The organism is Elizabethkingia sp. YR214, assembly GCF_003058195.1.
Lineage (GTDB): Bacteria > Bacteroidota > Bacteroidia > Flavobacteriales > Weeksellaceae > Elizabethkingia.
In genome coordinates this window covers 124,747-148,817 of the sequence record NZ_QBUH01000004.1, presented here as the reverse complement: position 1 = coordinate 148,817, position 24,071 = coordinate 124,747, and the positions used below count along the sequence as shown (strand labels likewise).

Here is a 24,071-nt window from a genome sequence, read left to right as displayed (position 1 = left end):
AGTATAGACTTACAGCTTTACAGACCAGGTTGCTAAAAAACCAGGCATATACTTCTCAATCAAAAATCTGGGCACTGGTGCAAAAGACTCGTGAAAACCTTTGATCAGAAATCCGGATTCTAACTGCCCTCCTATTAATTGGGACAAACTGTGTCCGAAAGTTAAGGCTTCATTCTTTTCTTTCTTAGCTTGCAGAGCCTCTTCATCAATATCCGTAAGGTCTGAAAACGGGATTTTATACCGGGGTTTTATCACTCCTTGCTGCAGATATTCCGGATTACGATCAGCCACAAACAAAATCGGATTGTAAAAACTACTAAGCAATTTTCCTCCTGCCTTTAAAACTCGGAAGCATTCGTTCCATACTGGCTGTACATCTGGAATATACAGATTAGATATCGGATGGAAAATGCAGTCAAAACTTTCATTTTCAAACATACTCAAATCCCGCATATCTCCCTGTACTATTTCCAGGTTAAGATGATCACGTTTTGCAACCAAACGATCTTTATCTAGTTGGTTTTCGGAAATATCAAAGACAGTAACTTCAGCACCTGCTGCTGCAAGAATCGGTGCCTGTTGTCCACCTGCAGAGGCAAGACACAGAATTTTCATTCCTACTACGTTATCCAACCAGCCTTCCGGTAACGGATCATGGGTTAAACGTACCTCCCACTCTCCTTCACGAGCTGCATTAATAATTTCGGAACTTACAGGTCTGGACCATTCGCAGTCCATACTGGATAGCTGATCCCATACTTGTTGATTATGATTTTCACTTAATTTATTGTTATTATTATATGCTTTCATTAAATAATGAATTTTAAAATTTGATTTGATTATTCATAAATGCAAAGCTTAATCTGCAGTACTATTTTCTGTGAAAGCAAGTACCTGTACTTGTGAATACCTGATAAAAAATATTATATAAAATTCTGAGAAATGCTGATTATAATTTTCGGCATTGGTGAACCAAAAAACATATAACTGAAATAATAAACTACAGGTAAAACAGAATAACGGAAACTAATTTCACAATCACTACATTATTAAGCAATGCTTCTGCTAAACAATAGATTTAACAGTAGATTCACTCTATGTTTTAGTTGATTGAAATTAAATTAGCATGTCCTTATGGGTATTGTTAGTATTAAAATTCTTTTCAGGCATATCTCAAGCAGCTGAAAAAGCCTGCCTTATACCAGAATTGTACTGCAATATTAGGGATAATTTCCAACATAACCTTTTTGTACCACTATTTTAGGGAACTTTTATTTCGCAATTATAAAAGTTGGTATTTTGCTTCATATATAGTTTCAACCCTTTATGACTACGATGATCAGGCAGATAGAAAGCTTATAGCTTCCTTATCCTTTGCTAAAATAATTAATATATTTTTACTCATAATACATTACCACAACAATAATAAACAATACATAAAGTAAAAAAAGAATATATAATTTAAAAAAAAATAATTATTAATGAAAAATTAATTATATTCACCTCACAATACAATCAAATACAAACAATATGAAAAAACTGAATTATTCCTTACCATTATCCATTGTGCTTATTGCAATATCTGTTAATGTAAAAGCACAGGATACTAATACTGATAATCACACTATTGGAATTACTATCCCGGAAGTAGCATTGCTGGATATAGAACCTTCCGCAAGCAAAAATATAACATTAGCATTTACAGCTCCTACCGAAGCTGGCCAGCCACTTGTTGCACCAAGTCCAAATACTACCTTATGGCTCAATTATTCATCAGTAAAATCCATTGCCGATCCTACCCGAAATGTTACGGTAAAACTGACAGCAGTAGTTCCCGGGGTTGATATTAAAGTAACAGCTGCAGCTGCCTCTGGTTCTGGTGGAGGCACACGTGGTACTCCTGCTGCTCAGCTTATACTAAGTGCTACAGACCAAACAATTATTTCCGGAATAGGTAGTGCTTATACAGGTGACGGGGTTAATAATGGCCACAACCTTACTTATGCTTTAAACTATGGTAGTACAGCTGGTTCAGTAGCCTCTTATGGAGACTTGGAAGCGAAAGCATCTGTAGTAGCTACTGTAACTTATACAATTTCCGACAACTAGTAGCCAGAAACTCCGTTGCACCAGCAAGAAGAAATAGCACTAGCGATTTCTTCTAAAATTTTCATGTCTTTATATACCCTAATATTCTTTTTATGCAAAAGCGTATCTTATTTACTATTGCCTTTATCCTACACCTAGGATATATGCAGGCTGGACTTGTCATTCTCAACGGACTTAGCCATACTTATAAAGTAGAAAATGGACAAATCTACAAGGGAAAGATTGCAATAGAAAATACAGGTAATACAACTCAGAATGTAAAAATATTTCCACAGGATTTTAGTTACAAATCCGATGGAACCATTACTTATAGTTCTATACACACCAACAGCAAGACCAACGCAGATTGGATAAAACTCAATACCAATACAGTAGCCCTAAAAGCTAGAGAAAAAACAGATGTTTATTATGAAATTCTGATCCCGGACAACATACAGCATCCTGGCAGCTATTGGAGTGTTCTTATTGTAGAACCTATAGACGATATAAAACCCAGTGATGCTAAAATGGGCGTAAATATTACATCAGTAGTACGCTATGCTATTCAGATTATTACGGATTACAAAACGGAAAATATAAAACCGGAGCTTAAATTTGAAGGTATAAAAGTAGATAAAAAAGCAGATAAACGTTTTTTAAATATTGCTATAGCCAATAATGGTGCTTTATACTGCAAGTTAGCAACCTCTGTTGATATATACAGTAAAAAGAGCGGCCAAAAAATAGGTAATTTTTCCAGCCTTCCTATGGGATTACTACCAGATACCTCTAAAACATTTTATATAGATATCAGTAAGCTGCCACCCGATAAATACAATGCTGCAATTATAGCAACAGATGAGGATGAAAATGCTTTCGCCCTCAATGTAGAATTAGAAATTAAGAATGATTAAAAAAACACTGTTATATCTTCTCATTCTATTTCCGGCACTTCTATTTTCACAAAAACAAACTCAAGAATTTATTCATAAAAAAGATAGTCTGTTACCGGGAACAGCCACCTCTGTATCTTTTCCTATAGAAAATAATACTTCTGTACATAAGGTTTATGATATCGGGATCGAATCCTCTACGCCTTATATCACACCCATTACCACTAAAGATAATCTGAGTATTGATGCCGGAGAACATTCCTTGTATCTGGTAGCTTTGAGGATTGCATCCGAAATACCAAAAGGAGTCTACACCCTTACAATACGTGGCACCGACAAAACCAATCCCGGCAATAATGAATTCGTCAGGACTTTAGAGATTGTAATCTCTGAACAGCGAAAAATCTCTCTTACCAGCTTAAACATTCCTGAATTTGTAAAAGCTGGAGAAAAGGTTAATGCTACATTTCTTTTGAAAAATAATGGAAATGTTACTGAAAATTTAACTCTTGCCTGCTCACAGAATACGACAATGGATATAGATCCCAAATTGACTTTACAACCGGGAGAAAGTAAAATTGTCACTGTAAGTAAAATTACTGATCCTAAACTTGGAAAAAATGAATACCTGAACCTGAACTTATCTGCACGATCAGCTAATACACAGAACCTCACAGCCTATTCTACAACAAGGATTATATCGGTAAATCCTGTGGAAGATGACATCTATTACCGATTTCCGGTATCTGCTTCGGTATCCTTTATCGGAATGCGCAACAGAGGAGTTTACAACGATGGATTTCAGGGAGAAATCTACGGAAAAGGCAGCCTGAGTAAAGAAAACAGAGATATACTGGAATTCCGTGCTGTAACTGCTAACCCTGTAGAATTTAGTGCATTTACTCAGTATGAGGAATATTTTATTAATTATAAAAATGATAATCTTTTCTTTCATATAGGTGACAAAACTTATTCCTCATCTTTTCTGACGGAATTTGCACGTTATGGGCGTGGTGCAGAGCTTCGTTATGATTTCAAAAATATTTCAATAGGTGGATTTTACAATCATCCCAGATTTTTCCGCGATATTAAAGATGAGTTTAATATTTATACGAAATTCAGATTCAAAAGAACAGCAGAATTGACTGCTGGTTATCTTTATAAAACACCACAAAAAGACAACACGGGTCCAAGTACAGGTAGCATGCTTCTGGAGTCTAACACTCATCTTCCTTATCTTGCAGGAAAGCTAACTGTTTTGAAAAATATTGAATTACAGGGAGAATTTGCCTACAGTAAAAACAGTATTACCGAAGGGACAGGTTACCTATTACAAGCACAGGCCAACTATGCAAAAGTAAGTGGGAGTATAATGTACATGAGGGCTAGCCCTAAATTTGCAGGATACTTCAACAACACCAGTAACATAAATGGAAATCTGCAATACAGGTTTTCGAATAAATTCAATTTATTTGCCAGCTATATACAGGATGCTAAAAACTTTCAGCGGGACACTTTATTAATGGCAGCTCCTTATCGTAAATTTTTCCAGTATGGCCTGAATTATCGCTATATGAAAACTGGAAATATTATGTTTTATAATGGCTTTCAAAAATATGAAGATCGTTTGCCACAGAAGCAATTTAACTACAACGAAAAGTTCTTTAAAATCAGCATAGACCAACAAATAGGAATATTTCAGCTGAATCTGGAAGGACAATTCGGCAAGACCGACAATTACCTTACAGGCTTCAGCGGTAATTCTAGTTTTTACACAGCCAATATCAGTTTTGAAAAATTCAAGACTTCTTTTAATCTATTCGGAAGTTATGGATTAACTTCCCGTTATCTTTTAAAGAATCAGAGACAAATTTATTACGGGGCCCGAATCACCAGCAGGTTCACAGATAATAATTATCTAAGCTTATTTTATCAGAACAATTATATCCCGGAAGAGTACTTCAAAGACCGAAATTTATTCGAAGTTCTTTTTCATCAGCGTCTTTTCCTCAACCACGATCTGGATATTTCCGGACGTTACGCCCTGCAGCGCGGAGAGCTTGGAAATAAAGATTTTATATTCTCCCTGCGTTATACACTCCGAATGAATATTCCTATTCAGAAGATTGCCGAATATACAACGCTAACAGGACATATCAGCAATCTGGGTGTAAAAAAGACTGACGGTATACGACTTATGCTGGGAACTCATTTATCAGTAACTGACAAGGATGGAAATTTCAGCTTTAAAAATATTGTCCCGGGAGATTATTTTCTTGAAATAGACCGCTCCACAACGGATATAGATGATATATCCGATATCAATCTGCCAGCTGCCGTAAGTCTTACAAACAAAGAAAATATATTCAACTTTGGACTAACCGGAGCCTCAAACATTCGAGGACATGTACGGCTAAACGAAATCGATAAAGACAGCCAACCTGTATCGGACTCTCCAAAATCAGAGAAAAAAGGAGAAAGCATTATTATAGAAGCATCCAGCGGGGATCAGGTTTATCGAAAAATGTGTGCTATAGGGGAAGACTTTAGCTTCACCTATCTTCGTCCCGGGGAATGGGTTGTAAAATTATACAGAAACGGGCTGAATAAACGCTACAAAATAGCTTCAGACAATTTCAGATTTACGCTAAAAGCTTCAGAAGCTAAAGAAATTAATATTAATATCACCAAGCAGCAGACTGAAGTCAGATATCAACAGGAAGCTGTAAAGGTAGAGTATAACGAAACGAAAAAAACAAAATGAAAGTCATCCGTTGCTCATTCATTATCATTGCCATAATTATGTCCGATCATGTTTTCTCTCAAACGACAGGAAGCAAGGGAGCAATTGTTACACTTCCAGTTGTTACCTTAATGGATATAGAACCAGCCGGTAACATTACACTTAGTTTTGTTCCACCCACAGAAGCAGGAAGGCCAATTGTAAGTCCGGCAGCTAATACCTCTAAATGGATTAACTATACTTCTGCCATTGCAGCAGGTGGCCTTAGCAGAAGAATAACAGCTTCTGTAAACCAGACTATCGCTGGTGTCGATATAAAACTACAAGCTGGTGCAGCGACTGGCGCAGGCGGCGGTACAATGGGAACCTCTGCAGGTTTAGTAACGCTTACAACCTCTCCCATTACTATTATCAGTGGCATTGGCGGGGCTTATACAGGTAACGGAACCAACAATGGACATCAACTTACATTATCACTGGTTATTAATACTTACTCCAACCTTATAACGCAAAGCAATACACCGGTTGTTATTACTTATACCATTACTGAATAAAATTTTGAAAAATGAGATTACATCCACAACCAATATTTCATCGTACAACTTTCTTTAGATATTTCCTACTCTTTATTTTAGTACTTGGTGCAAATAATACAAAAGCACAAACTTTAATTATTGGAGGCAATGACTGGACAGTCAATATTCCTCATATTACTGAAGCAGGAACTAATTATGCAGGAACCTACGAAAGTCTCACCAACCAGATCTTACTTACCATAAGCGTTCCTTTATTACTGGGAACCGGTAAGGTTTCTGTACGTTATGTCCCAAACCCTACATGGAACAATGCACTAGCTTTAGCTGCCAAACGCACAGATGACGGAACGACACTCTGTGTATTGTGTAGCATTACAGGTGGAAAGGATAATTACATTCCGCTTACCCAAACCGATATTGAGCTATTCCGCATTACGGCTGTACTGGCGCTGGCAGCTTATAATAATATCGGAATACAGCTAAGACTAAGCGGTGTATCGGTCACTGTTCCGGCGGCAAATTATCAGGCACGGGTAATTTTTACAGTAGGCCCTCCTTAAATATAAAAACAATAGAGTAAATACTCTATATGTAATTCCAAAAGTGCAGAATACTCCATAACATTCATATTTTAATATATACTATTTAAGGTAGATTGCAAAAACACTAATTTTGAACGAATAATTATTCCCAGTTATGAAATTCAAGGCTTTTTTCGAAACATTTGCCAATAAGGCAACCAGCTTTACAGGCAGTTCTTCTGCTTTTACAATAGCATTAACTATTGTTGTCATTTGGCTTCTGAGCGGTCCTTTTTTTAATTACTCAGAGACCTGGCAGCTGATTATCAATACCGGAACCACCATTATTACCTTTCTAATGGTTTTCCTGATTCAGAAATCGCAAAATAAAGACAGCAAAGCAATCCAGCTAAAACTAAATGAACTGATTGCAGCAAGTAAGGATGCCAGCAACCGAATGGTAGATATTGAAGATCTTACAGAAAAAGAACTCGACCAACTACACCAGTATTTTGTAACATTAGCACAAATGACCAAAAACGAGATTAACATCCATCAATCACACTCCATAGATGCAGCAAACAAAAACCACATTAAGAAGCAGCATAGTTAATCTTACTAAAATAATGCTCCTTTATAGATAATAGATAATATATTTATTTTTCATATTTATAAACCATTGTAATCACCGACTGAATCGCAAATAGCAATATTTTATCTACCTGTGGCATTTTATTTGTAAACTACTATAGGTCTAACCTAAAAAATATTGTTATGAAAAATTTATTTAAAGTAGCTGGAATATTTTTATTAACAGCTTTCACAATTGTATCTTTCTACTCTTGCAGTCGAAGTGATGATCCGGCTGACAACGATTTTTTTGCAGGAACATACAGAGGAAACATTTCTTACAGAAATAATACTAACTCCACCACTATTAACAATACCAACGGAAGCGTATTTGTGACTAAAATTGCTAGTGGAACAAGATATAATTTCACTTTTTCAGATAAAATTCCGGATCTAAACGGTGTTGAATTTGAAAAAAAGGGAGACAATACTTTAGTTAGTATAGGAGCTAGTGATTCTTCTTATATCAGAATTGACAGCAATAAATTAAGAATTTTCTATACAAAAGACGGACAAACGTGGACAGCAGATTGCAACCGTTAAGTTCTAAATAATTAAAATGAAAGGCCACTTAAAGTGGTCTTTTTTTATATTCAATTATTACCAATTAAATACAATTGCAAACAATAAGCCTATAAATTTCTTATAACGGAAAATTTAATATTCCCTTAATATACAGCAAGTTAAAACGATGTAATTTTATAGTAGAAAGTGAATATAGTATTGCAACCAAATACATTAACACGATGAGAACTATTGTACATTTCTTCCAAAGATTATTCTTCCGCTTGTTTCTAACACAGTTTAGTTCGTTTTATTCTCCGTTGAAGTTCCATAAAAACTAAACGGCTGAATGAGAGGAATGCAGATGTTATTATTAAACCACTCCAAATAGATGTTATTGACAAAGGAAGCTTTTGGCAAAGATTTTATTTGGGGAGTATCTACTGCGGCATATCAAATAGAAGGTGCACATAATCTGGATGGTAAGGGCCCTTCTGTATGGGATACATTTGTACAAAAAAGAAATAAAATATTCCGTAATCATACAGGCGATATTGCGTGCGACCATTACAACCGTTATATAGACGATTTGTATCTCATGCACAGCATGAATATCCGCAATTACAGATTTTCCGTTTCATGGACCCGAATTCTGCCAGAAGGCACAGGCCAAATCAATCAGGCCGGAATCGATTTTTACAACAAACTTATTGATCTTTCTCTGGAACTGGGGATCACTCCATGGGTTACATTATACCACTGGGATTTACCCCATAGCCTTGAAGTAAAAGGCGGTTGGACCAACAGAGACGTCAAGGACTGGTTTGGTGATTACGTTGCTATTTGTGTAAAGAGTTTTGGAGATCGTGTAAAAAACTGGATGGTACTAAATGAGCCTACAGTATTCAGTGCTGCGGGTTACTTTTTTGGCGTACACGCTCCCGGCAGAAAAAGCATTGAAGGTTTTTTAGCCGCCGCGCACCATGCTGCTTTGGCACAAGCCCACGGAGCAAGAGTTATTAAAGCATTACAACCTGAAAGCAATGTAGGTACTACTTTTTCCTGCTCACATGTTGAACCTTACACAAATCGGGAAAAAGACATTAAAGCGGCTAAAAAAGCAGATCTTTTGCTTAACCGACTATTTATAGAACCTTTACTGGGTATGGGATATCCGGTGAATGAAATTAAAACCCTGAGAAGAATAGAGAAATACATCAAACAAAATGACGAGCAAGATCTAAAATTCGACATGGATTTTATTGGTATCCAGAACTACACACGTGAGATTATCCGCTATGCTATGTTTGTTCCTTTTCTGCAGGCAAAAATTGTAAATGCCAAGGACAGAAAAGTAGAAATAACAGCTATGGAATGGGAAATATATCCGGAATCTATTTATCATATTCTGAAAAAATTTCAGGCCTACGAAAATATTCCGCCTTTAATTATTACTGAAAATGGTGCTGCCTTTTCGGATACATTACAAAATAATGTAATACACGACCCCAAAAGACTGCAATACATTCAAAATATATTACAACAGGTACTACGAGCAAAACAGGAAGGTGTAAATGTAAATGGTTATTTTGTATGGACTTTCCTGGATAATTTTGAATGGGCGGAAGGTTATCATCCCAGATTTGGCTTGGTACATATAGATTTCCAGACCCAGCAACGCACCGTAAAAGCATCGGGACACTGGTATGCTGATTTTATTAAATAGCTACCTGTAATATATTACACTGAGCTTTTCTAAAAAATTACTCAGACAAACAATGCAATATAAGAAGCTTAATTATACTAAATCTGGGTTGAAAAAGTCAAATGATTTTTTTCTTATTCTTTCTTTAAAATTCCTTTCTCTACGCTATCATTAATAAGCCCTTCTGCATATTCCCATATGCTTTCAGCTCCGTCTTTAATAGCAACTTTTTTAGCATATACTTTGGTATAATTCACTCCCGGTGTATTCCACGTACCACCATTATTAGAAGTATTTTGCAGCAAAGGTTCCAGTCTGTCCATTGCTCTGGCAAATTTTGCTTCGGCTGTTTCACCAGCTTCAAACTCTTCCCATATTGCAATCAATTCTTTCGTCTGTTCATCGGGTAATATGCCAAATATACGCTGGGCGGCTAACCTTTCTTCATCTGTATTACTGTGATTCTTTTGTGTGTCATAGATAAAAGTATCACCTGCGTCTATTTCTACAATATCATGAATCAGCACCATCTTGACAACTTTCAGTATATCTACCGGTTCATTAGCGTGTTCAGCCAAAATTATAGCCATCATAGCCAGATGCCAGCTATGTTCAGCATCATTCTCATTACGATCGCTATTGAACAGTTTTGTTCTGCGCTGAATATATTTTAGCTTATCAATTTCTTTAATAAAGTCTATTTGCCTGAGTAGTGTATCCGGAAGCATGTATAATTGGAGTATTTATGTTCTATATCGTACAAAGATAGGCTTTGTATATTCAGGTTGTTTTCCAAATACCTATTAGGTTTTCCAAATTTCTTTTAGACTCATCTACACCCAGCCAGGTATTTACCTTTTCTTTATCTCTTTTGTCATAAGCCGTCAGATATTGGATATGTAATTTTTCACCTTTATTCAGCTCGGGAATCTTTGTTACAAATCCATTTTGTTTCATTTCGGTCATTGATTGATATAACCATACAAGTACATTATTTTCCTTTCCTTTCAAATTCAGGCTTTTATTTATATATTGCTTATCTTTTCAGTTAAATGGTTGTTTATTTTACTATTGTTCTCAAATATTCAACCTTTGAGAAGTAAAGAAAACTAATAACCAAAACTTATTTCATGTTAAACACTCAATCCTCTACAGCTGCTTTTGCAGACACCAAGCCACATTACAATATTCTCGATGGTTTGCGTGGAGTGGCAGCTATTACCGTAGTATGTTTCCACATTTTTGAAGCTTTTGCTACCAGTCATTTAGACCAGCGTATTAATCATGGTTACCTTGCCGTTGATTTTTTCTTTATTCTTTCGGGTTTTGTAATGGGTTATGCCTATAGTGACCGTTGGGGAACAATGACGACTAAAGATTTTATTAAACGCAGAATTATACGCTTGCATCCAATGGTAGTAATGGGTGCTTTAATTGGTGGAATTTTGTTCTATACACAGGTTTGTGCGGTGTGGGATGTATCGAAAGTACCTGCTATATCATTGTTTGGGGCAACGCTTCTCAATGCTCTTTTAATTCCGGCAACGCCGGGAACCGAAGTCCGTGGTCTTGGTGAGATGTTTCCGCTAAATGGGCCTAGCTGGTCTTTATTTTTTGAATATATAGGTAGTATCCTCTATGCACTAATTATCCGCAGATTTTCTACAAAAGCACTTTTAGCTCTGGTTATTGCTGCAGGATTAGGTCTGGGAGCTTTTGCCATATTTGGACCTTATGGTGATATCTGTGCAGGATTCTCTTTAACCGGAACTGAATTTACAGCAGGGTTTTTGAGATTTATGTTTTCATTTTCTGCCGGATTGCTTCTTTTCCGCATTTTCAAACCGCTGAAAATAAAAGGTGCATTCTGGATATGCAGTTTAATTCTTGTTACACTTCTGGCTATCCCTCGTATAGGCGGAGCAGAACATCTTTGGATGAATGGATTATACGATACAGTATGTTGCGTTGTTTTTTTTCCGCTTCTAGTATGGTTTGGAGCTTCGGAAAAAAGTACCAGCCAGTTGACAAACGGTATTTGTAAGTTCCTCGGAGATCTTTCCTACCCTTTATATATGGTACACTATCCTTTTATTTATCTGTATTATGCATGGGTAAAAAATGGTAACCTTACATTTCAGCAGTCATTTCCGGGAGCAGCAGCAGTTGTTATAGGCAGTATTATTTTGGCTTATATCTGCCTGAAATTTTATGATATACCTGTGAGAAAATATCTGACTGCAAAATTCATAAAGTCCCAAAGCAGCATAAAAAATTAGTGATTAAAAACGTTGGTTATATAAAAAAGCAGGCTATTCGGATAACCTGCTTTTTTTATTGTATAGAATATCTTCTATTTCATTCTCTTGTTTGCATTACTGCTTATAAACATTTCGTTCCTTTCTTCCGAGATAATCTCTATAAAACGTTCATAATGCTTCAATACATCAGATATCAGTTCGTTTTTAGTAAAGAGCCTTACATCATAACCTTCACGGGCATCACCAAAATAGGATATCGGGAAATGCGCCTGGTTATCTTCTGCATCTGGTAAATTGTCTTCATTTAGCAAATAAGCAGATACTGTTCTGGATTGGTTTCTCACTCCGTATACAAAGTTATTCACCAGGTCATACTGAATTTCTATTTCGATCCGTGTAGGATTTTCATAAGTATTGATCTTTGCTTCGGTTCCATTCTCCGCAAATTCCGCCTGTAACTCTGTAAAAGCTGTTTTAGCTGTTGTTTCTATAAAATGGTCTATTGACTGGCGATCGTCCAGTGAGATAATCTGTTTCAGTCGTTCTTTCCAGTATTCTCCTGACCACGGAGCTGTAGATGCTGAGAAATCACGTTCGTAGTAATTTTTATCAATAATAAGTGCCTTCATCAGGCTTACAATAAACAGCAATATAATAAAGGAGAATGGCAATGCTGTAATCAACGTCATACTCTGTAATGCCTTTAGACCGCCTGCATTTAGTAATAATAAAGCCAATACAGCAAGCAATACTCCCCAGAAGACAGTTTGCCATTTCGGAGAAACTTTGGCATTTTTTGTCGCAATGCTATTCATCACAAACATCCCTGAATCAGCAGAGGTAACAAAGAAAATAAGAATGATTAATATTACAAAGAAGCTTACAATTGAGGAGAATGGCATATACTCCAGAAACCTGAACATTAATGCATCCGGATCACCAGCCAGTTGACTAAGTGCTCCGCCGGCTGTATGAAGGTCTATCCAGATTGCACTGTTTCCGAAAACGGACATCCAGATAAAGTTAAATAAAGTAGGCAGGATAAGTACTGCTGCAATAAATTCTCTAATGGTTCTCCCTTTCGATATTTTAGCAATAAATAATCCTACATACGGAGACCATGAAATCCACCATGCCCAATACAAAATTGTCCAGTTATAAAACCATGGCAGGGTCTCTTCTTCGTAAACATGGGTACCGAATGTAAGGTTAAAGAAGTTGTTGATATAATTACCCAATCCTTCTGTAAAACTACCAATCAGGTAGACTGTTGGCCCTAAAGCCAATACAAATACAAGTAGTACAATTACACTGATAACATTAATATTACTCAGCAATTTTACGCCTTTGTCTACTCCTGTAACAGCGGAGATAATAGAAAGAGTAACCAAAACACTTACAATAATAACCTGATAAATAAAACTATTCTCGGGTACAATATGCAATGTCTGCAAACCGGAATTAATCTGCACTACTCCAAATCCTAATGTTGTAGTAATACCGAAAAAGGTACTACACAGGGCAAAAACATCAATAGCATTTCCCCATCGTCCGTTTATTTTATCTTTCAGTAACGGGTAAAAACAGCTCCGCAGAGAAAGAGGTAATCTGTAACGGTATGCAAAATATGATAAAGCCAGACCTACAACTCCATAAATAGCCCATGCATGAATCCCCCAATGGAAGAAGGTATACAACTGTGCATTTTTGGCTCTGTTAATGTGATTATTTCCGGTAAATATATCGTTGGAATAATGCTGCATAGGTTCTGCAACGCTAAAGTACATCAACCCAATTCCCATACCTGCAGCAAACAACATGGATATCCATGAGAAAAAAGAATATTTAGGTTTGCTATCATTTCTGCCTAGCCGGATATTTCCGTATTTACTAAACATAAGATAAATAAGAAAAAGAACAAATATGGTCACCGACCATACATATACCCAGTTGAGTTTAACAAAAATAAATTCTTTTACATTGTTCAGAAGTCCTTCTGTAAGTTTTGGAAAAACAGCCGAAAGTACACAGACGGCAATTATAAAAATTAAACTGGGGACTGTAACGCCCTTACTAAATGTAGTTTTAAAATTAGAAAATTTCATCATTATTGTATTAGTTAAAAAGCAGGTACATTCCTTATACCATCGTACGGAATATAGACCTGAACATATAAAAAAATGGAGCCTTTGTTCTGGAATTTCCTGGCACATACGAGAAAACGGTACAGCAAAATCAGCTGAATACCTGTATGCTAAAAAGGGAAATTAATAGTGATAGAAAAGACTATAATTACGCTGCAAATATAAGGACAAATAATTAAACGGTTTAAAGCCGAACACAATCAATTGATTCACAACTAAATACAAGAATATCCAAAACTCAGAATCAAGAGTACTTTACATGATTGATTTTTAAGATCCTCTCCAAAGCATTTTTTATAAGAATAACAATACAGGCAATCCCTCCTATCAATTTTGTACTATCTGTAAAAAACGTTAGTACAATCAGTAAAATAAACATACCTGCTAAAAACAGGTTGTCTGAAAAAAACTTACGCTTATAATGCTCCGGAATACTATAAGAAAGCTCTGTATGCGATACAAAAACATAATAAGAAAGAGCAAAAATGCTAAGGGCTGCTAATATGTTATTGAGTGCAAATAATCGAAATGCCAATGTAAAGACAGCAAAATTTTCAACCGAATCTGCATAAAACGTCGTAGTAAAAGGGAAAAAAATAATAGTAAGCATAATTAACATATTCAACCGGATCACTGGTCCGTTGTAATTATGAATATGCTTGAACAGGAAATGGTGCCGAATCCAGAACATTGTGATTAAACCAAAACTAAAAATCAGTGCCAGGAAATTATACTTCAGTTCCGACAGTTCTCCAAGTATCTCAGTGTATGTACTTTCCCTAGTCACATGTGGCACTTTGAACTCAATAATAAGAAGGGTAATCGCTATTGCAAAAATAGCATCACTGAAAAAAGCCAGCCTTTCTACCTGAAATTCCTGCTTCGGGTGTTTTACTTCTGTCCCTGAATAACCTTCATTTTCCTGGTTTTCCATATTAAAGTTTTTGTTTTTTGGTGTTAATCAAATTTAAAATAAAAAATGATTATTCTGAATTTATAATCCAAAATATTACAAATACTATCAATAATTATTCAATATATTTTCATTATAATTAAAACATCATAGAATAAGCATTCAAAAATTATTTTTTAATTTTCTATTGTTAAACGTAATTTTAAGGAATCAATCTAATACCAGATTAAGTCAATTATTATATGAGAGTTTTCAAATATAGAAGTAACTACGGCCGTGACCTGATTACACTAACCTGTAATCAGCTATTCGCATCAAAATATGAAGATCTTAATGATCCATTTGAAAGTATGCAGTTTATGGATCCAATAAATGATGAGTCATTCATTGAGAGCCTACCCTATTTAACCAATAAAGCTGAACTAAAGGCTGCTTATTCGGAAGTGGTTCGCTTATTAAAAACCCAAGGTGTATATTCCCTTTCAAAAGATGTGGATAATGAAATTCTATGGGCTTTATATTCCGATTCGCACAGAGGGTTTGCCATTGAATATGAAACAGATATTTTACTGAAAGACTTTAACTTCAATGCCGATATTCCTTGTGCTTTTATGTTTGACATCGAGTACACCAATACCTCCAGAGTTCCAAAGATAATTCAGCAGGCTTTAAACGGACAGCTCAATATTCAAAGCATTATCGGCAATAAATCGACTGCATGGGAAAAGGAAAATGAATTAAGAATAACATTTGAAGATTGGGGACTTCTCACTTATAATCATACCGCTGTTAAGTCCATTATATTCGGAGCAAAGGCACGAAAAGAGGATATAAAAAACACAATGAATTTACTGAAAGGCAGAGGACTAAAGTACAAGCAAATAGAGATAAGTTCTAAAAAGTATCAGCTGAAGGTTAAACCTATTGAAGATTTGTATCCAAACAGTCCTCAATATTATCAGAATAGAGCTTTCTTCGACAGAACATTGCTATTAAAACAAAATCTAAAAGAGTATTACAAATACAAAAAACAAATAGAAAGAATTGTATTAAAAGTAATAGAGTTACCAAATATCCTGGAAGTTCAGGACATTGTATTAACAGGTGAAACCAGCGAACCTACACTGCAGATTTTATGTAAAAATGATTTGAGAAAACTTGCGATTAGAAATTTCAGCTTCAAATATATTAAGCGAAAAGGATTTATTGAAATAACATAAAAAAGCCCTCATAAGAGGGCTTTGTAATAATTCGGGATTTTCTAAGGATTGTTTGAAAAATTTGTTTTAACGATAGGCTCTGCCAGTTCTGCGCTGATAAAATCTATCGGCAGAATGCCATAAGAGCCTTGTGTACTACTCTGAAAGAAGGTTTTAAGCTTTGGATTTATGGCATTAGAAACTGTAGGAATACTTGGAATCCCGAATATTAAAGGTTTGTAACCACTTGTGAAATTAATGAACAACTTTCCGCTGGTATCAGCTTTAGCCTCATTAAGAACGCTCTGAATCTGAGACCATTTAGTATCATTATTATCTACTTTATAGTTATCCTGTACTTTTACTTTAACCGGGGAATCATTACTGATCTCAAAAGTGGTATTATCCGCCCAGTTTGTAGCATCTATTCCTTTAGGCTTTGCTTCTGCAGGGAATCTTCTCAATAGTCTTATTTTACCTCTTACATCTCCCAATTTAGGAATATTGTTTCCCAGATCCCATTTAGAAGGATTTTTTTGAACATAAGCATCAAATGTTTTCTCAAAACTTCTGGTTGTATTAGATGCATTATACTCTTCCTTTACAGACATAATAACAGTTTCCGAAGGATGACTTTCTAAAAATGCATAAACTGCATTCAGTACATCATCAAAGTTCAGCTTCTGATAAACAGGTCCGTGGTGGATGGCAAAAGAATCATCAATGTGTCGGCAGCGGATATCCAGAAAGCGAACACCAATATTAAGCTGTTCGGCAATAGTAAGATTCTGGGTTTTTGCAGTCCCCGAAGGAAATTCTACTGTGGCTCCGGAATCATGAGTCCCAGGTACTGAGATTTGTGACAAAGAAACATTATCCTGCAAAGCAGACATCCAGTTGCTAATTCCTACTGAAGCTAAAGAAGCTTTGTTAATGGCAGTAGCATTTAGCTGGGCTTTAAGACCTTCAGAATCTCTTTCCGTTGTGTTTTCTGAACATGAAAAGAATACGCCTGTAATTGCAGCGATAAGCAAATAGTTAGTTAGTTTTTTCATATGTGATATATTACCAGATATAAAAATACGCAGCCCTTGTACAAAGCAGATGAACAGAGTTTTAAACTCTGATTAAGTTATAGTAAACTTGCTATAGTTGGATAAAAAAAATCAATATTTTTAAGATACTCTCTTTTCTAGACTTGTGGTCACAATACCAAATGATGCTCTATATTAATTAAGGAAACCCTCTATCTAAGACCATTAACTAAATTATCTTTAATTTAGCCATTACCTGATCTCTATATATTTGTCCTATTGGAATATGAATATCCTGTTCCAATGTTGCAATATTATTTGCAACCTCTTTTACCATTGAAATATTTATAAAAAATGATCGATGAACTCTTATTATATTATCATATCCTTGCAATGCATCTTCTAAATAGATAAGTGTATTATGAATGACTCTCTTTTGTTTATTAATCATAAAAATAACAAAATAATTTCTCTGACTTTCTACATAAAGTATATCATTTACATTAATCCCAATGAGTTTTTTATCACTTTTAATAAACACTTTATCATCTTTCATTACAGCTATTGTATTTTCTTGACTAAGGTTTTTTGTTGACATTGCTTTAGAAACACCTTGCAAAAATCTTTCATAAGAAAATGGTTTAAGCAAATAATCAATAGCATTAAGATTGAATGCCTCTAGAGCATGATCGTGATATGCCGTGGTATAAATAATGTTTGGAATGTTTTTTAAAGAAGATACTAGCTCTAGTCCAGACATTTCAGGCATTTTTATGTCTAAAAAAATAAGATCAATGTTAGTATTTGAGTGTAAAAATTTAAATAAATCAAAAGCATTTTCAAACTTTCCTAAAAGATTTAAAATGGGTGTTCTGGAAATATAATTTTCTAAAACATCTTGAGCTAAAATCTCATCATCAACGATAATACAATTCATCACTTTAGTTGTATTTTTAATATTACTTCAAAAATTTGCTTAGAGGAATCAATATTGAGACTGTGACGATTGGGATAAATTAAGTCTAACCTTTTTTTGAGATTTTTAAAGCCTAATCCTCCGGGCTCTTGTTTTTTCTTTTTTTCTTTATAATTGTTTCTACATTGGAAGTTAAAGCTATTATTATTTTCTGAAACAATAATTTCTATAAATCCTTGCTCTATATTGCTATCAATCCCATGTTTAAAAGCATTTTCAACCAATGGTAAAATTAATAATGGTGCAATTTCAATTTCTTCTCCTTTTACCTTATTAATAAAAGATACTTTTTCAGGATACTTTAAGCGGGCTTTCTCTAAATCTATATAGTTTTCAATAATTCGAAGTTCTTTATCCAATGAAACAAAAGGAGTATTGGTTTCGTACAAATTATACCTGAGTATTTCTGATAGTTTCAAAATAATATGAGGGGCTTTATCAGATTTTTTTAACGACAAAGAATAAATAGTATTCATTATATTAAAAAGGAAATGTGGATTTACCTGAGATTTCAATAACATTAATTCAGATTCTCTTTGATGGGCTTCTATTTGCTTTCTTGTGATTACTTTTTGAAAGCCATATTGGATAAAGTACCCTATAGCAAATACAAGCATATAAAATATAATATTCGGATAAGTACGAAAATACTGATTGACTACATCATTATTATTTATATATATAGCTAATATAGAGTAATTACACTGGCAGCTTTGAGGATACATTTTAATTAAATGATTCCAAAAAACACTACTAAAAATAGTTGTTAAAAAAAATAGTACAAATACGCATATTATATATTTCACCCATCTATAACGAATTAAGTATCTGGGAATTAAGAAAAAATTATTTATAAATGCTCCCAGCAACATTACAGCATTTAATAAAAAAATTTTAACTATATATATATTCGATACTATGGGATTCCCATCCGAATAGGGTTTTGTCGCATCCGAATACAGTCCTTTAAATATTATTATCAATAGAATAATATTTAACCCAATCCGAATTCCATTTTTATTTAACCAATTTTTCATTTATAGCAAAATTCAAGAAAAAAAATTGAAATAAGTTTTAATTATGGACAAACAAGTATTTATCTATTGCCAATTATGATTTGTTAGTGACCAATTTTTAAATGATTTTATATCCTTACATATTGAGGTTCTATCAATAGTTATAAATATACCACAATCTACTTTTTTAGTTTTGCTTCAGAAATCTTAAGCTTATTAAGCTCCAAAATCTAACAAAAATATAATCTGGACAGCTGAATATTAATACTGCCTTTTAAAATTATAAACTTTAAACAAAATTACAATGAATCTAATAAGTATTTTAAAGATCTTAATCTTTATATTAAATCCTATTTCTGCAATTATATTTCAAAATACAGAAATAAAAACCCCGAAAAAAATCTGTATTTCAAAAAAAAATCTGAATATAAAAAGCAACAATATTTACAAATTAATTGAAAAATCTGAATTACAAAGAGCTATAGCAAAAGACTTCACTATAGTGGATATGAAAAATAAATCTTATAATCTAAACGATCTTAAAGGTAAAGTTGTAGTTATCAATTTTTGGTACACCAGATGTACTCCTTGTATTATTAAACTGGATGAATTAAACAAAATTGCCGACAAATACTCGAATAAAAATGTTGTTTTTTTAGCAATGACTTTTGAAAATCCAAAAGCTGTAAAAAAATTTCTATCCCGAAAAAAGTTTAAATATAACATTGTACCCAACGCACAGAAAGTTATTGATGATTATGAAATAAACGTTTATCCTACTAATCTAATAATTGGTAAAAACTCAGTTATAGCTTTATCTAAAAGAGGATTAGAACCAAATATAATAAAAGAACTGGATTATACTATTGAAAAGCTTTTAAAACAGGACTAAGCATATATAAATTATAACTATTAATAGAGTTATATAATAATTGTAATTAAAAAAATAAAGAAACTGCATTTAAAGCAGCTTCTTTATTAAAGTAATTTGGTTTGATTTCAATTTGCAAATATTATATTGCTATACAGCGAATTGGATTTCCTGTATTTTTAGGATGGGTAACAATTGAATTTCTTCCGTTAGCATAGGCATTGCTGGCATCACTGGCAGTACTGGTCCATACATGCGGACTGATTCCACGGTTATTTACTCTTCCGGCAGCAGCATTACGAGCACCAATTGCAGGAAACGTAAGCTTAACACTACTTTTCCTGTTACTTGTATAAACTTTTGCAGCACTAAAATTTGTTGGTGAATCACTAAAAGTACCTATCTCACTTTTTGTTGTACCATCTAATAAAGATTGTAACTCTGTACGTGTTGGTATGCGGTAATTTTGCGGACATGGATCGTTTCCGGTTTTAACAGGCGCTGCTTCAGTTCCGCTATTCCAGGCATTATCTGCTGCCACAGTAGTATTCCACCCTGCTATTTCAGCAGTCTGAGTAGATCCTGTTGCGACAACTGTACTACGACCAAACTGATAAAAATTAGACTGATCAAATAAAGGTCCTGTATCCGGGTCTGTTCTATTGTCTCCCAGATTATAACGCATCCATACTTTCCCATTAATACGTGCTGCTTTCTGACCATTATAATTGTCCAGATAAACATCCGCAGGGCTCAATGTAAACTTCAGATTGTACATAATCCCCGGTGTAATTTTAAGTCCCGTTAATGCTGCACTCGATACAGTTTGAGTCAGTGGTCCGATGGTAATCGTAGATAAAGTAAATTTACCTGTAGTCGTATTCCCATTCAGCATGACAGGATTCGCAACAATAATCTGCGTTCCTAAAGTAGGAAATGTTACAGCTGCGGTTCCGGCAGTTCCCGTCTGAGCTGGTGTACCACTCGACAAAGGAACATTATAAGATGGATAATGAGAATCTATATTGGCTGTAACAGCGGTAATATTATAACCTGTAGCCGAAGCATCTATTGTCGTTGTAATAAGGCTTAGCTTATGTAACAATACAACATTCAGATAATTAGTCTGATCTCCGGATACCGATGTATCTTTTCGGTAGTACATAAAATCTACTGTATTCGCCAATCCCGAAATACTAGCTGTTGCTAATGTTTTATTAGAAGTATTGGTATAGGTAACATCTGGTAAATTGGTCTGACTTTTTACAGAGTAAACAATGAATGTATAGCTGCTGCCTCCATCCAAATTAAGATCTGCTGTACTATTTTCCTGACCTCGAATATAATTTCGCTCTGTTACATATTCTCCTGTAGACCGGAAAACCACTACTTTATATCTGATCCCTGCGCCCAAAGGTGTTGGTCCGGTTGCTGCCATGAGATTACCGCTTAAGGAAGCCTGAGCCTGATTGCTTACCGAAGTTTTCACAGGTGACAGTTCTGCTACCAACGTAAAATCATTGTTAAAAGGAATTTCTTTTCTCTGCACAAGAGGTGCCGCTTGCGAGATATTCTTGCTCAAAGAAGCCTGTCCGCCAAGGTCTGCAATATCATCAAAAGCTTCCCCTTCTATATTGATCTTCACATTTGCAGTGCCACCCGCAGTTACTTTGTTATCTGCATCGCTGCTGCGACAAGAAAATATTACCAATGGTATCAGCAATAATGTTATACCTATTGTTACTCCAAAACCTTTTAAGCCCGAAGTAGATTGCGTTTTTAGTTTTTTCATTATCATCATTTATTTATTATTCTATAGAAGTTTTTTTAAATCGTAAAGACAGTTATCTTACTGTGCTATACAGCGGATTGTTTTAGACAAAACTTTTGTACTCGGATTACCATCTGTTTGAACAAAAACCGTAGCACTGGTACTGCTTCCCTCAAAGTATGAGGTATTGTTACTACTGTTACTTGTACTGGTCCAATAACTTACTCTACTTCCTCTCTGATTAGTCCAAAACCATGTATATGGAGCTCCGTTACCTCTGGCGCCAAAAGCCCCCTGAGCAGGTAAAACTATTTTTACATTATTATTCTTCTTACTTGTTAAGACTTTAGCAGCGCTATAATTTGTATCACTTGTGGACCAGGTTCCTACATTACTTTGTACAGTAGCATCCAATAGACCCTGAAATTCAGTTTGGGTAGGTATACGATAGTTTTGCGGGCACGGATCATTAGCTGTCTTTACAGGTGCTGCTTCAGTTCCGCTATTCCAGGCATTAGCTGCTGCAGGATTTCCATTAAAATTAGAATTTAAAGATATTTCTGTTCCATTTGCTACAGAAGCACTACGCCCAAACTGATAATAGCCTCCATGAAGTCCTGAAACAATAGGATCCTGATCTGGATTAATACTGTTATCAGCGCCCAGATTATAACGCATCCATACTTTTCCGTTAATACGCGCTGCTTTCTGACCATTATAATTGTCCAGATAAACATCCGCAGGGCTCAATGTAAATTTCAGGTTGTACATAATCCCTGGTGTAATTTTAAGTCCCGTTAATGCTGCACTCGATACAGTTTGGGTCAGTGGTCCGATAGTAATTGTAGATAAAGTAAATTTACCTGTAGTCGTATTCCCATTCAGCATGACAGGATTCGCAACAATAATCTGCGTTCCTAAAGTAGGAAATGTTACAGCAGCTGTTCCGGCTGTTCCGGTCTGAGCTGGTGTACCACTCGACAAAGGAACATTATAAGATGGATAATGAGAATCTATATTGGCTGTAACAGCGGTAATATTATAACCTGTAGCCGAAGCATCTATTGTCGTTGTAATAAGGCTTAGCTTATGTAACAATACAACATTCAGATAATTAGTCTGATCTCCGGATACCGATGTATCTTTTCGGTAGTACATAAAATCTACTGTATTCGCCAATCCCGAAATACTAGCTGTTGCTAATGTTTTATTAGAAGTATTGGTATAGGTAACATCTGGTAAATTGGTCTGACTTTTTACAGAGTAAACAATGAATGTATAGCTGCTGCCTCCATCCAAATTAAGATCTGCTGTACTATTTTCCTGACCTCGAATATAATTCCGCTCTGTTACATATTCTCCTGTAGACCGGAAAACCACTACTTTATATCTGATCCCTGCGCCCAAAGGTGTTGGTCCGGTTGCTGCCATGAGATTACCGCTTAAGGAAGCCTGAGCCTGATTGCTTACCGAAGTTTTCACAGGTGACAGTTCTGCTACCAACGTAAAATCATTGTTAAAAGGAATTTCTTTTCTCTGCACAAGAGGTGCCGCTTGCGAGATATTCTTGCTCAAAGAAGCCTGTCCGCCAAGGTCTGCAATATCATCAAAAGCTTCCCCTTCTATATTGATCTTCACATTTGCAGTGCCACCCGCAGTTACTTTGTTATCTGCATCGCTGCTGCGACAAGAGAATATTGCAAATAAGATCAATAATAGGCTTGCACTAATCGTTATTCCAAAGCCTGTACGCTTCAGAATAAATTGTGTCTTTCGTTTTTCCATTTTCATTTGTTTGTGTTTTTATCAATATCTAAAGCTTATTTCATAGAACTTTTATCTTGAATTATTACTTATGGAGCATGATTACAGCAGGTATGCTACCCAACAGCACGACAGGAAAATTCAACAGCATTTATCATATACAGATATCTGATCGTTAGTCAATGGCAAACACAGCATCTGCGAAAGCAGTGCCTGTTTTTATTCCGTAATTACACGGATGGCTCCATAGTAAGAAGAGCCTACTCTTTCGGGAAAGGATTGTTGGGTAAAAAGTTCATTTGTTTGTGTTTGTAAAAATAAACGACTTCTGCGAATATTTCGGAATAATCTATCAGAAGGAATATTATGCCAGCAAAAATAGAAAATAAAATCAGGAAAACAATGAATATAAGACAATTAACAGTTTATTCTGTAATTTTTCTGATACTATTTTGTGTAGATGCCGATGGATAAAGCATAAAAAAACTAAGTATCTTTGTAA

At 35.1% G+C, this 24,071-nt stretch carries 21 protein-coding genes; 11 read left to right on the top strand and 10 right to left on the bottom strand.

Features of this window, described 5'->3' with window-relative positions:
* Window positions 1–9 precede the first annotated feature (9 nt).
* Window positions 10–810, bottom strand: a complete 801-nt coding sequence (locus tag C8J95_RS09305) for a class I SAM-dependent methyltransferase (RefSeq protein WP_107808098.1) — start codon at window positions 808–810, stop codon at window positions 10–12.
* A gap of 720 nt (window positions 811–1,530) precedes the next feature.
* On the opposite strand from C8J95_RS09305, the gene C8J95_RS09300 reads away from it, so the two are divergent.
* The 8 genes from C8J95_RS09300 (at window position 1,531) to C8J95_RS09265 (ending at window position 9,641) form a co-directional block, all read left to right on the top strand.
* On the top strand, window positions 1,531–2,109 hold the full coding sequence (locus C8J95_RS09300) for a hypothetical protein (RefSeq protein WP_107808097.1): 579 nt from the start codon (window positions 1,531–1,533) through the stop codon (window positions 2,107–2,109).
* A 92-nt stretch (window positions 2,110–2,201) separates the two neighbouring features.
* Window positions 2,202–3,002 (top strand): WxL protein host-binding domain-containing protein, encoded by an 801-nt coding sequence (locus tag C8J95_RS09295; RefSeq protein WP_107808096.1) that lies wholly within the window; start codon window positions 2,202–2,204, stop codon window positions 3,000–3,002.
* A complete protein-coding gene (locus tag C8J95_RS09290; protein ID WP_107808095.1) occupies window positions 2,995–5,745 on the top strand; it encodes a hypothetical protein in 2,751 nt (916 codons plus the stop codon). Before C8J95_RS09295 ends, C8J95_RS09290 begins: the two co-directional genes overlap by 8 nt.
* The gene (locus C8J95_RS09285; RefSeq protein WP_107808094.1) at window positions 5,742–6,278 is read left to right on the top strand and encodes a hypothetical protein; all 537 of its coding nucleotides are present in this window, start codon (window positions 5,742–5,744) and stop codon (window positions 6,276–6,278) included. Before C8J95_RS09290 ends, C8J95_RS09285 begins: the two co-directional genes overlap by 4 nt.
* A gap of 11 nt (window positions 6,279–6,289) precedes the next feature.
* Entirely contained in the window at window positions 6,290–6,820 is a 531-nt protein-coding gene (locus C8J95_RS09280) for a hypothetical protein (protein WP_255412761.1), read from the top strand.
* A 136-nt stretch (window positions 6,821–6,956) separates the two neighbouring features.
* Window positions 6,957–7,394, top strand: coding sequence for a low affinity iron permease family protein (locus tag C8J95_RS09275; RefSeq protein WP_107808093.1), 438 nt, complete (start codon window positions 6,957–6,959; stop codon window positions 7,392–7,394).
* 161 nt (window positions 7,395–7,555) lie between these two features.
* A complete protein-coding gene (locus tag C8J95_RS09270; protein ID WP_107808092.1) occupies window positions 7,556–7,954 on the top strand; it encodes a hypothetical protein in 399 nt (132 codons plus the stop codon).
* A 352-nt stretch (window positions 7,955–8,306) separates the two neighbouring features.
* Window positions 8,307–9,641, top strand: a complete 1,335-nt coding sequence (locus tag C8J95_RS09265) for a GH1 family beta-glucosidase (RefSeq protein WP_107808091.1) — start codon at window positions 8,307–8,309, stop codon at window positions 9,639–9,641.
* A gap of 113 nt (window positions 9,642–9,754) precedes the next feature.
* Here C8J95_RS09265 and C8J95_RS09260 read toward each other — a convergent pair whose 3' ends face one another.
* Together C8J95_RS09260 and C8J95_RS09255 are read right to left on the bottom strand one after the other, a co-directional pair.
* Entirely contained in the window at window positions 9,755–10,348 is a 594-nt protein-coding gene (locus C8J95_RS09260; protein ID WP_107808090.1) for an HD family hydrolase, read from the bottom strand.
* A gap of 52 nt (window positions 10,349–10,400) precedes the next feature.
* Window positions 10,401–10,631: a hypothetical protein gene (locus C8J95_RS09255; RefSeq protein WP_107808089.1), complete on the bottom strand. Its 231-nt coding sequence runs from the start codon at window positions 10,629–10,631 to the stop codon at window positions 10,401–10,403.
* Window positions 10,632–10,750: 119 nt separating this feature from the next.
* Between C8J95_RS09255 and C8J95_RS09250 the strand changes: the two genes are divergently transcribed.
* On the top strand, window positions 10,751–11,899 hold the full coding sequence (locus tag C8J95_RS09250; protein WP_107808088.1) for an acyltransferase: 1,149 nt from the start codon (window positions 10,751–10,753) through the stop codon (window positions 11,897–11,899).
* A gap of 74 nt (window positions 11,900–11,973) precedes the next feature.
* On the opposite strand, the gene C8J95_RS09245 is transcribed toward C8J95_RS09250, so the two are convergent.
* Together C8J95_RS09245 and C8J95_RS09240 are read right to left on the bottom strand one after the other, a co-directional pair.
* Complete coding sequence (locus tag C8J95_RS09245) at window positions 11,974–13,989, bottom strand: BCCT family transporter (protein WP_107808087.1); 2,016 nt, start codon at window positions 13,987–13,989, stop codon at window positions 11,974–11,976.
* A gap of 280 nt (window positions 13,990–14,269) precedes the next feature.
* On the bottom strand, window positions 14,270–14,959 hold the full coding sequence (locus C8J95_RS09240) for a TMEM175 family protein (protein WP_107808086.1): 690 nt from the start codon (window positions 14,957–14,959) through the stop codon (window positions 14,270–14,272).
* 221 nt (window positions 14,960–15,180) lie between these two features.
* Between C8J95_RS09240 and C8J95_RS09235 the strand changes: the two genes are divergently transcribed.
* Window positions 15,181–16,158 carry a DUF2971 domain-containing protein gene (locus tag C8J95_RS09235; RefSeq protein WP_107808085.1) on the top strand — a complete coding sequence of 326 codons (978 nt, stop codon included), beginning with the start codon at window positions 15,181–15,183 and terminating at the stop codon, window positions 16,156–16,158.
* 41 nt (window positions 16,159–16,199) lie between these two features.
* Here the strand turns inward: C8J95_RS09235 and C8J95_RS09230 are convergent, their stop codons facing one another.
* The 3 genes from C8J95_RS09230 to C8J95_RS09220 all read right to left on the bottom strand — a co-directional run bounded on the left by C8J95_RS09230 (window position 16,200) and on the right by C8J95_RS09220 (window position 19,184).
* Window positions 16,200–17,192 (bottom strand): phosphatidylinositol-specific phospholipase C, encoded by a 993-nt coding sequence (locus C8J95_RS09230; protein ID WP_107808084.1) that lies wholly within the window; start codon window positions 17,190–17,192, stop codon window positions 16,200–16,202.
* 208 nt (window positions 17,193–17,400) lie between these two features.
* Window positions 17,401–18,108, bottom strand: a complete 708-nt coding sequence (locus tag C8J95_RS09225) for a LytTR family DNA-binding domain-containing protein (protein WP_107808083.1) — start codon at window positions 18,106–18,108, stop codon at window positions 17,401–17,403.
* A complete protein-coding gene (locus tag C8J95_RS09220) occupies window positions 18,108–19,184 on the bottom strand; it encodes a sensor histidine kinase (protein ID WP_107808082.1) in 1,077 nt (358 codons plus the stop codon). Before C8J95_RS09220 ends, C8J95_RS09225 begins: the two co-directional genes overlap by 1 nt.
* A 283-nt stretch (window positions 19,185–19,467) precedes the next feature.
* On the opposite strand from C8J95_RS09220, the gene C8J95_RS09215 reads away from it, so the two are divergent.
* Window positions 19,468–20,055, top strand: coding sequence for a peroxiredoxin (locus C8J95_RS09215; protein ID WP_107808081.1), 588 nt, complete (start codon window positions 19,468–19,470; stop codon window positions 20,053–20,055).
* A gap of 121 nt (window positions 20,056–20,176) precedes the next feature.
* Here C8J95_RS09215 and C8J95_RS09210 read toward each other — a convergent pair whose 3' ends face one another.
* Together C8J95_RS09210 and C8J95_RS09205 are read right to left on the bottom strand one after the other, a co-directional pair.
* Window positions 20,177–21,826, bottom strand: a complete 1,650-nt coding sequence (locus tag C8J95_RS09210) for an FISUMP domain-containing protein (protein WP_255412760.1) — start codon at window positions 21,824–21,826, stop codon at window positions 20,177–20,179.
* Window positions 21,827–21,883: 57 nt separating this feature from the next.
* The gene (locus C8J95_RS09205) at window positions 21,884–23,590 is read right to left on the bottom strand and encodes an FISUMP domain-containing protein (RefSeq protein ID WP_255412759.1); all 1,707 of its coding nucleotides are present in this window, start codon (window positions 23,588–23,590) and stop codon (window positions 21,884–21,886) included.
* Window positions 23,591–24,071: the final 481 nt, after the last annotated feature.

Coding starts and splice junctions, on each gene's coding strand:
- C8J95_RS09305 (WP_107808098.1), bottom strand. CDS start 810: ATGAAAGCATATAATAATAACAATAAATTAAGTGAAAATCATAATCAA.
- C8J95_RS09300 (WP_107808097.1), top strand. CDS start 1,531: ATGAAAAAACTGAATTATTCCTTACCATTATCCATTGTGCTTATTGCA.
- C8J95_RS09295 (WP_107808096.1), top strand. CDS start 2,202: ATGCAAAAGCGTATCTTATTTACTATTGCCTTTATCCTACACCTAGGA.
- C8J95_RS09290 (WP_107808095.1), top strand. CDS start 2,995: ATGATTAAAAAAACACTGTTATATCTTCTCATTCTATTTCCGGCACTT.
- C8J95_RS09285 (WP_107808094.1), top strand. CDS start 5,742: ATGAAAGTCATCCGTTGCTCATTCATTATCATTGCCATAATTATGTCC.
- C8J95_RS09280 (WP_255412761.1), top strand. CDS start 6,290: ATGAGATTACATCCACAACCAATATTTCATCGTACAACTTTCTTTAGA.
- C8J95_RS09275 (WP_107808093.1), top strand. CDS start 6,957: ATGAAATTCAAGGCTTTTTTCGAAACATTTGCCAATAAGGCAACCAGC.
- C8J95_RS09270 (WP_107808092.1), top strand. CDS start 7,556: ATGAAAAATTTATTTAAAGTAGCTGGAATATTTTTATTAACAGCTTTC.
- C8J95_RS09265 (WP_107808091.1), top strand. CDS start 8,307: ATGTTATTGACAAAGGAAGCTTTTGGCAAAGATTTTATTTGGGGAGTA.
- C8J95_RS09260 (WP_107808090.1), bottom strand. CDS start 10,348: ATGCTTCCGGATACACTACTCAGGCAAATAGACTTTATTAAAGAAATT.
- C8J95_RS09250 (WP_107808088.1), top strand. CDS start 10,751: ATGTTAAACACTCAATCCTCTACAGCTGCTTTTGCAGACACCAAGCCA.
- C8J95_RS09245 (WP_107808087.1), bottom strand. CDS start 13,989: ATGATGAAATTTTCTAATTTTAAAACTACATTTAGTAAGGGCGTTACA.
- C8J95_RS09240 (WP_107808086.1), bottom strand. CDS start 14,959: ATGGAAAACCAGGAAAATGAAGGTTATTCAGGGACAGAAGTAAAACAC.
- C8J95_RS09235 (WP_107808085.1), top strand. CDS start 15,181: ATGAGAGTTTTCAAATATAGAAGTAACTACGGCCGTGACCTGATTACA.
- C8J95_RS09230 (WP_107808084.1), bottom strand. CDS start 17,192: ATGAAAAAACTAACTAACTATTTGCTTATCGCTGCAATTACAGGCGTA.
- C8J95_RS09225 (WP_107808083.1), bottom strand. CDS start 18,108: ATGAATTGTATTATCGTTGATGATGAGATTTTAGCTCAAGATGTTTTA.
- C8J95_RS09220 (WP_107808082.1), bottom strand. CDS start 19,184: ATGAAAAATTGGTTAAATAAAAATGGAATTCGGATTGGGTTAAATATT.
- C8J95_RS09215 (WP_107808081.1), top strand. CDS start 19,468: ATGAATCTAATAAGTATTTTAAAGATCTTAATCTTTATATTAAATCCT.
- C8J95_RS09210 (WP_255412760.1), bottom strand. CDS start 21,826: ATGAAAAAACTAAAAACGCAATCTACTTCGGGCTTAAAAGGTTTTGGA.
- C8J95_RS09205 (WP_255412759.1), bottom strand. CDS start 23,590: ATGGAAAAACGAAAGACACAATTTATTCTGAAGCGTACAGGCTTTGGA.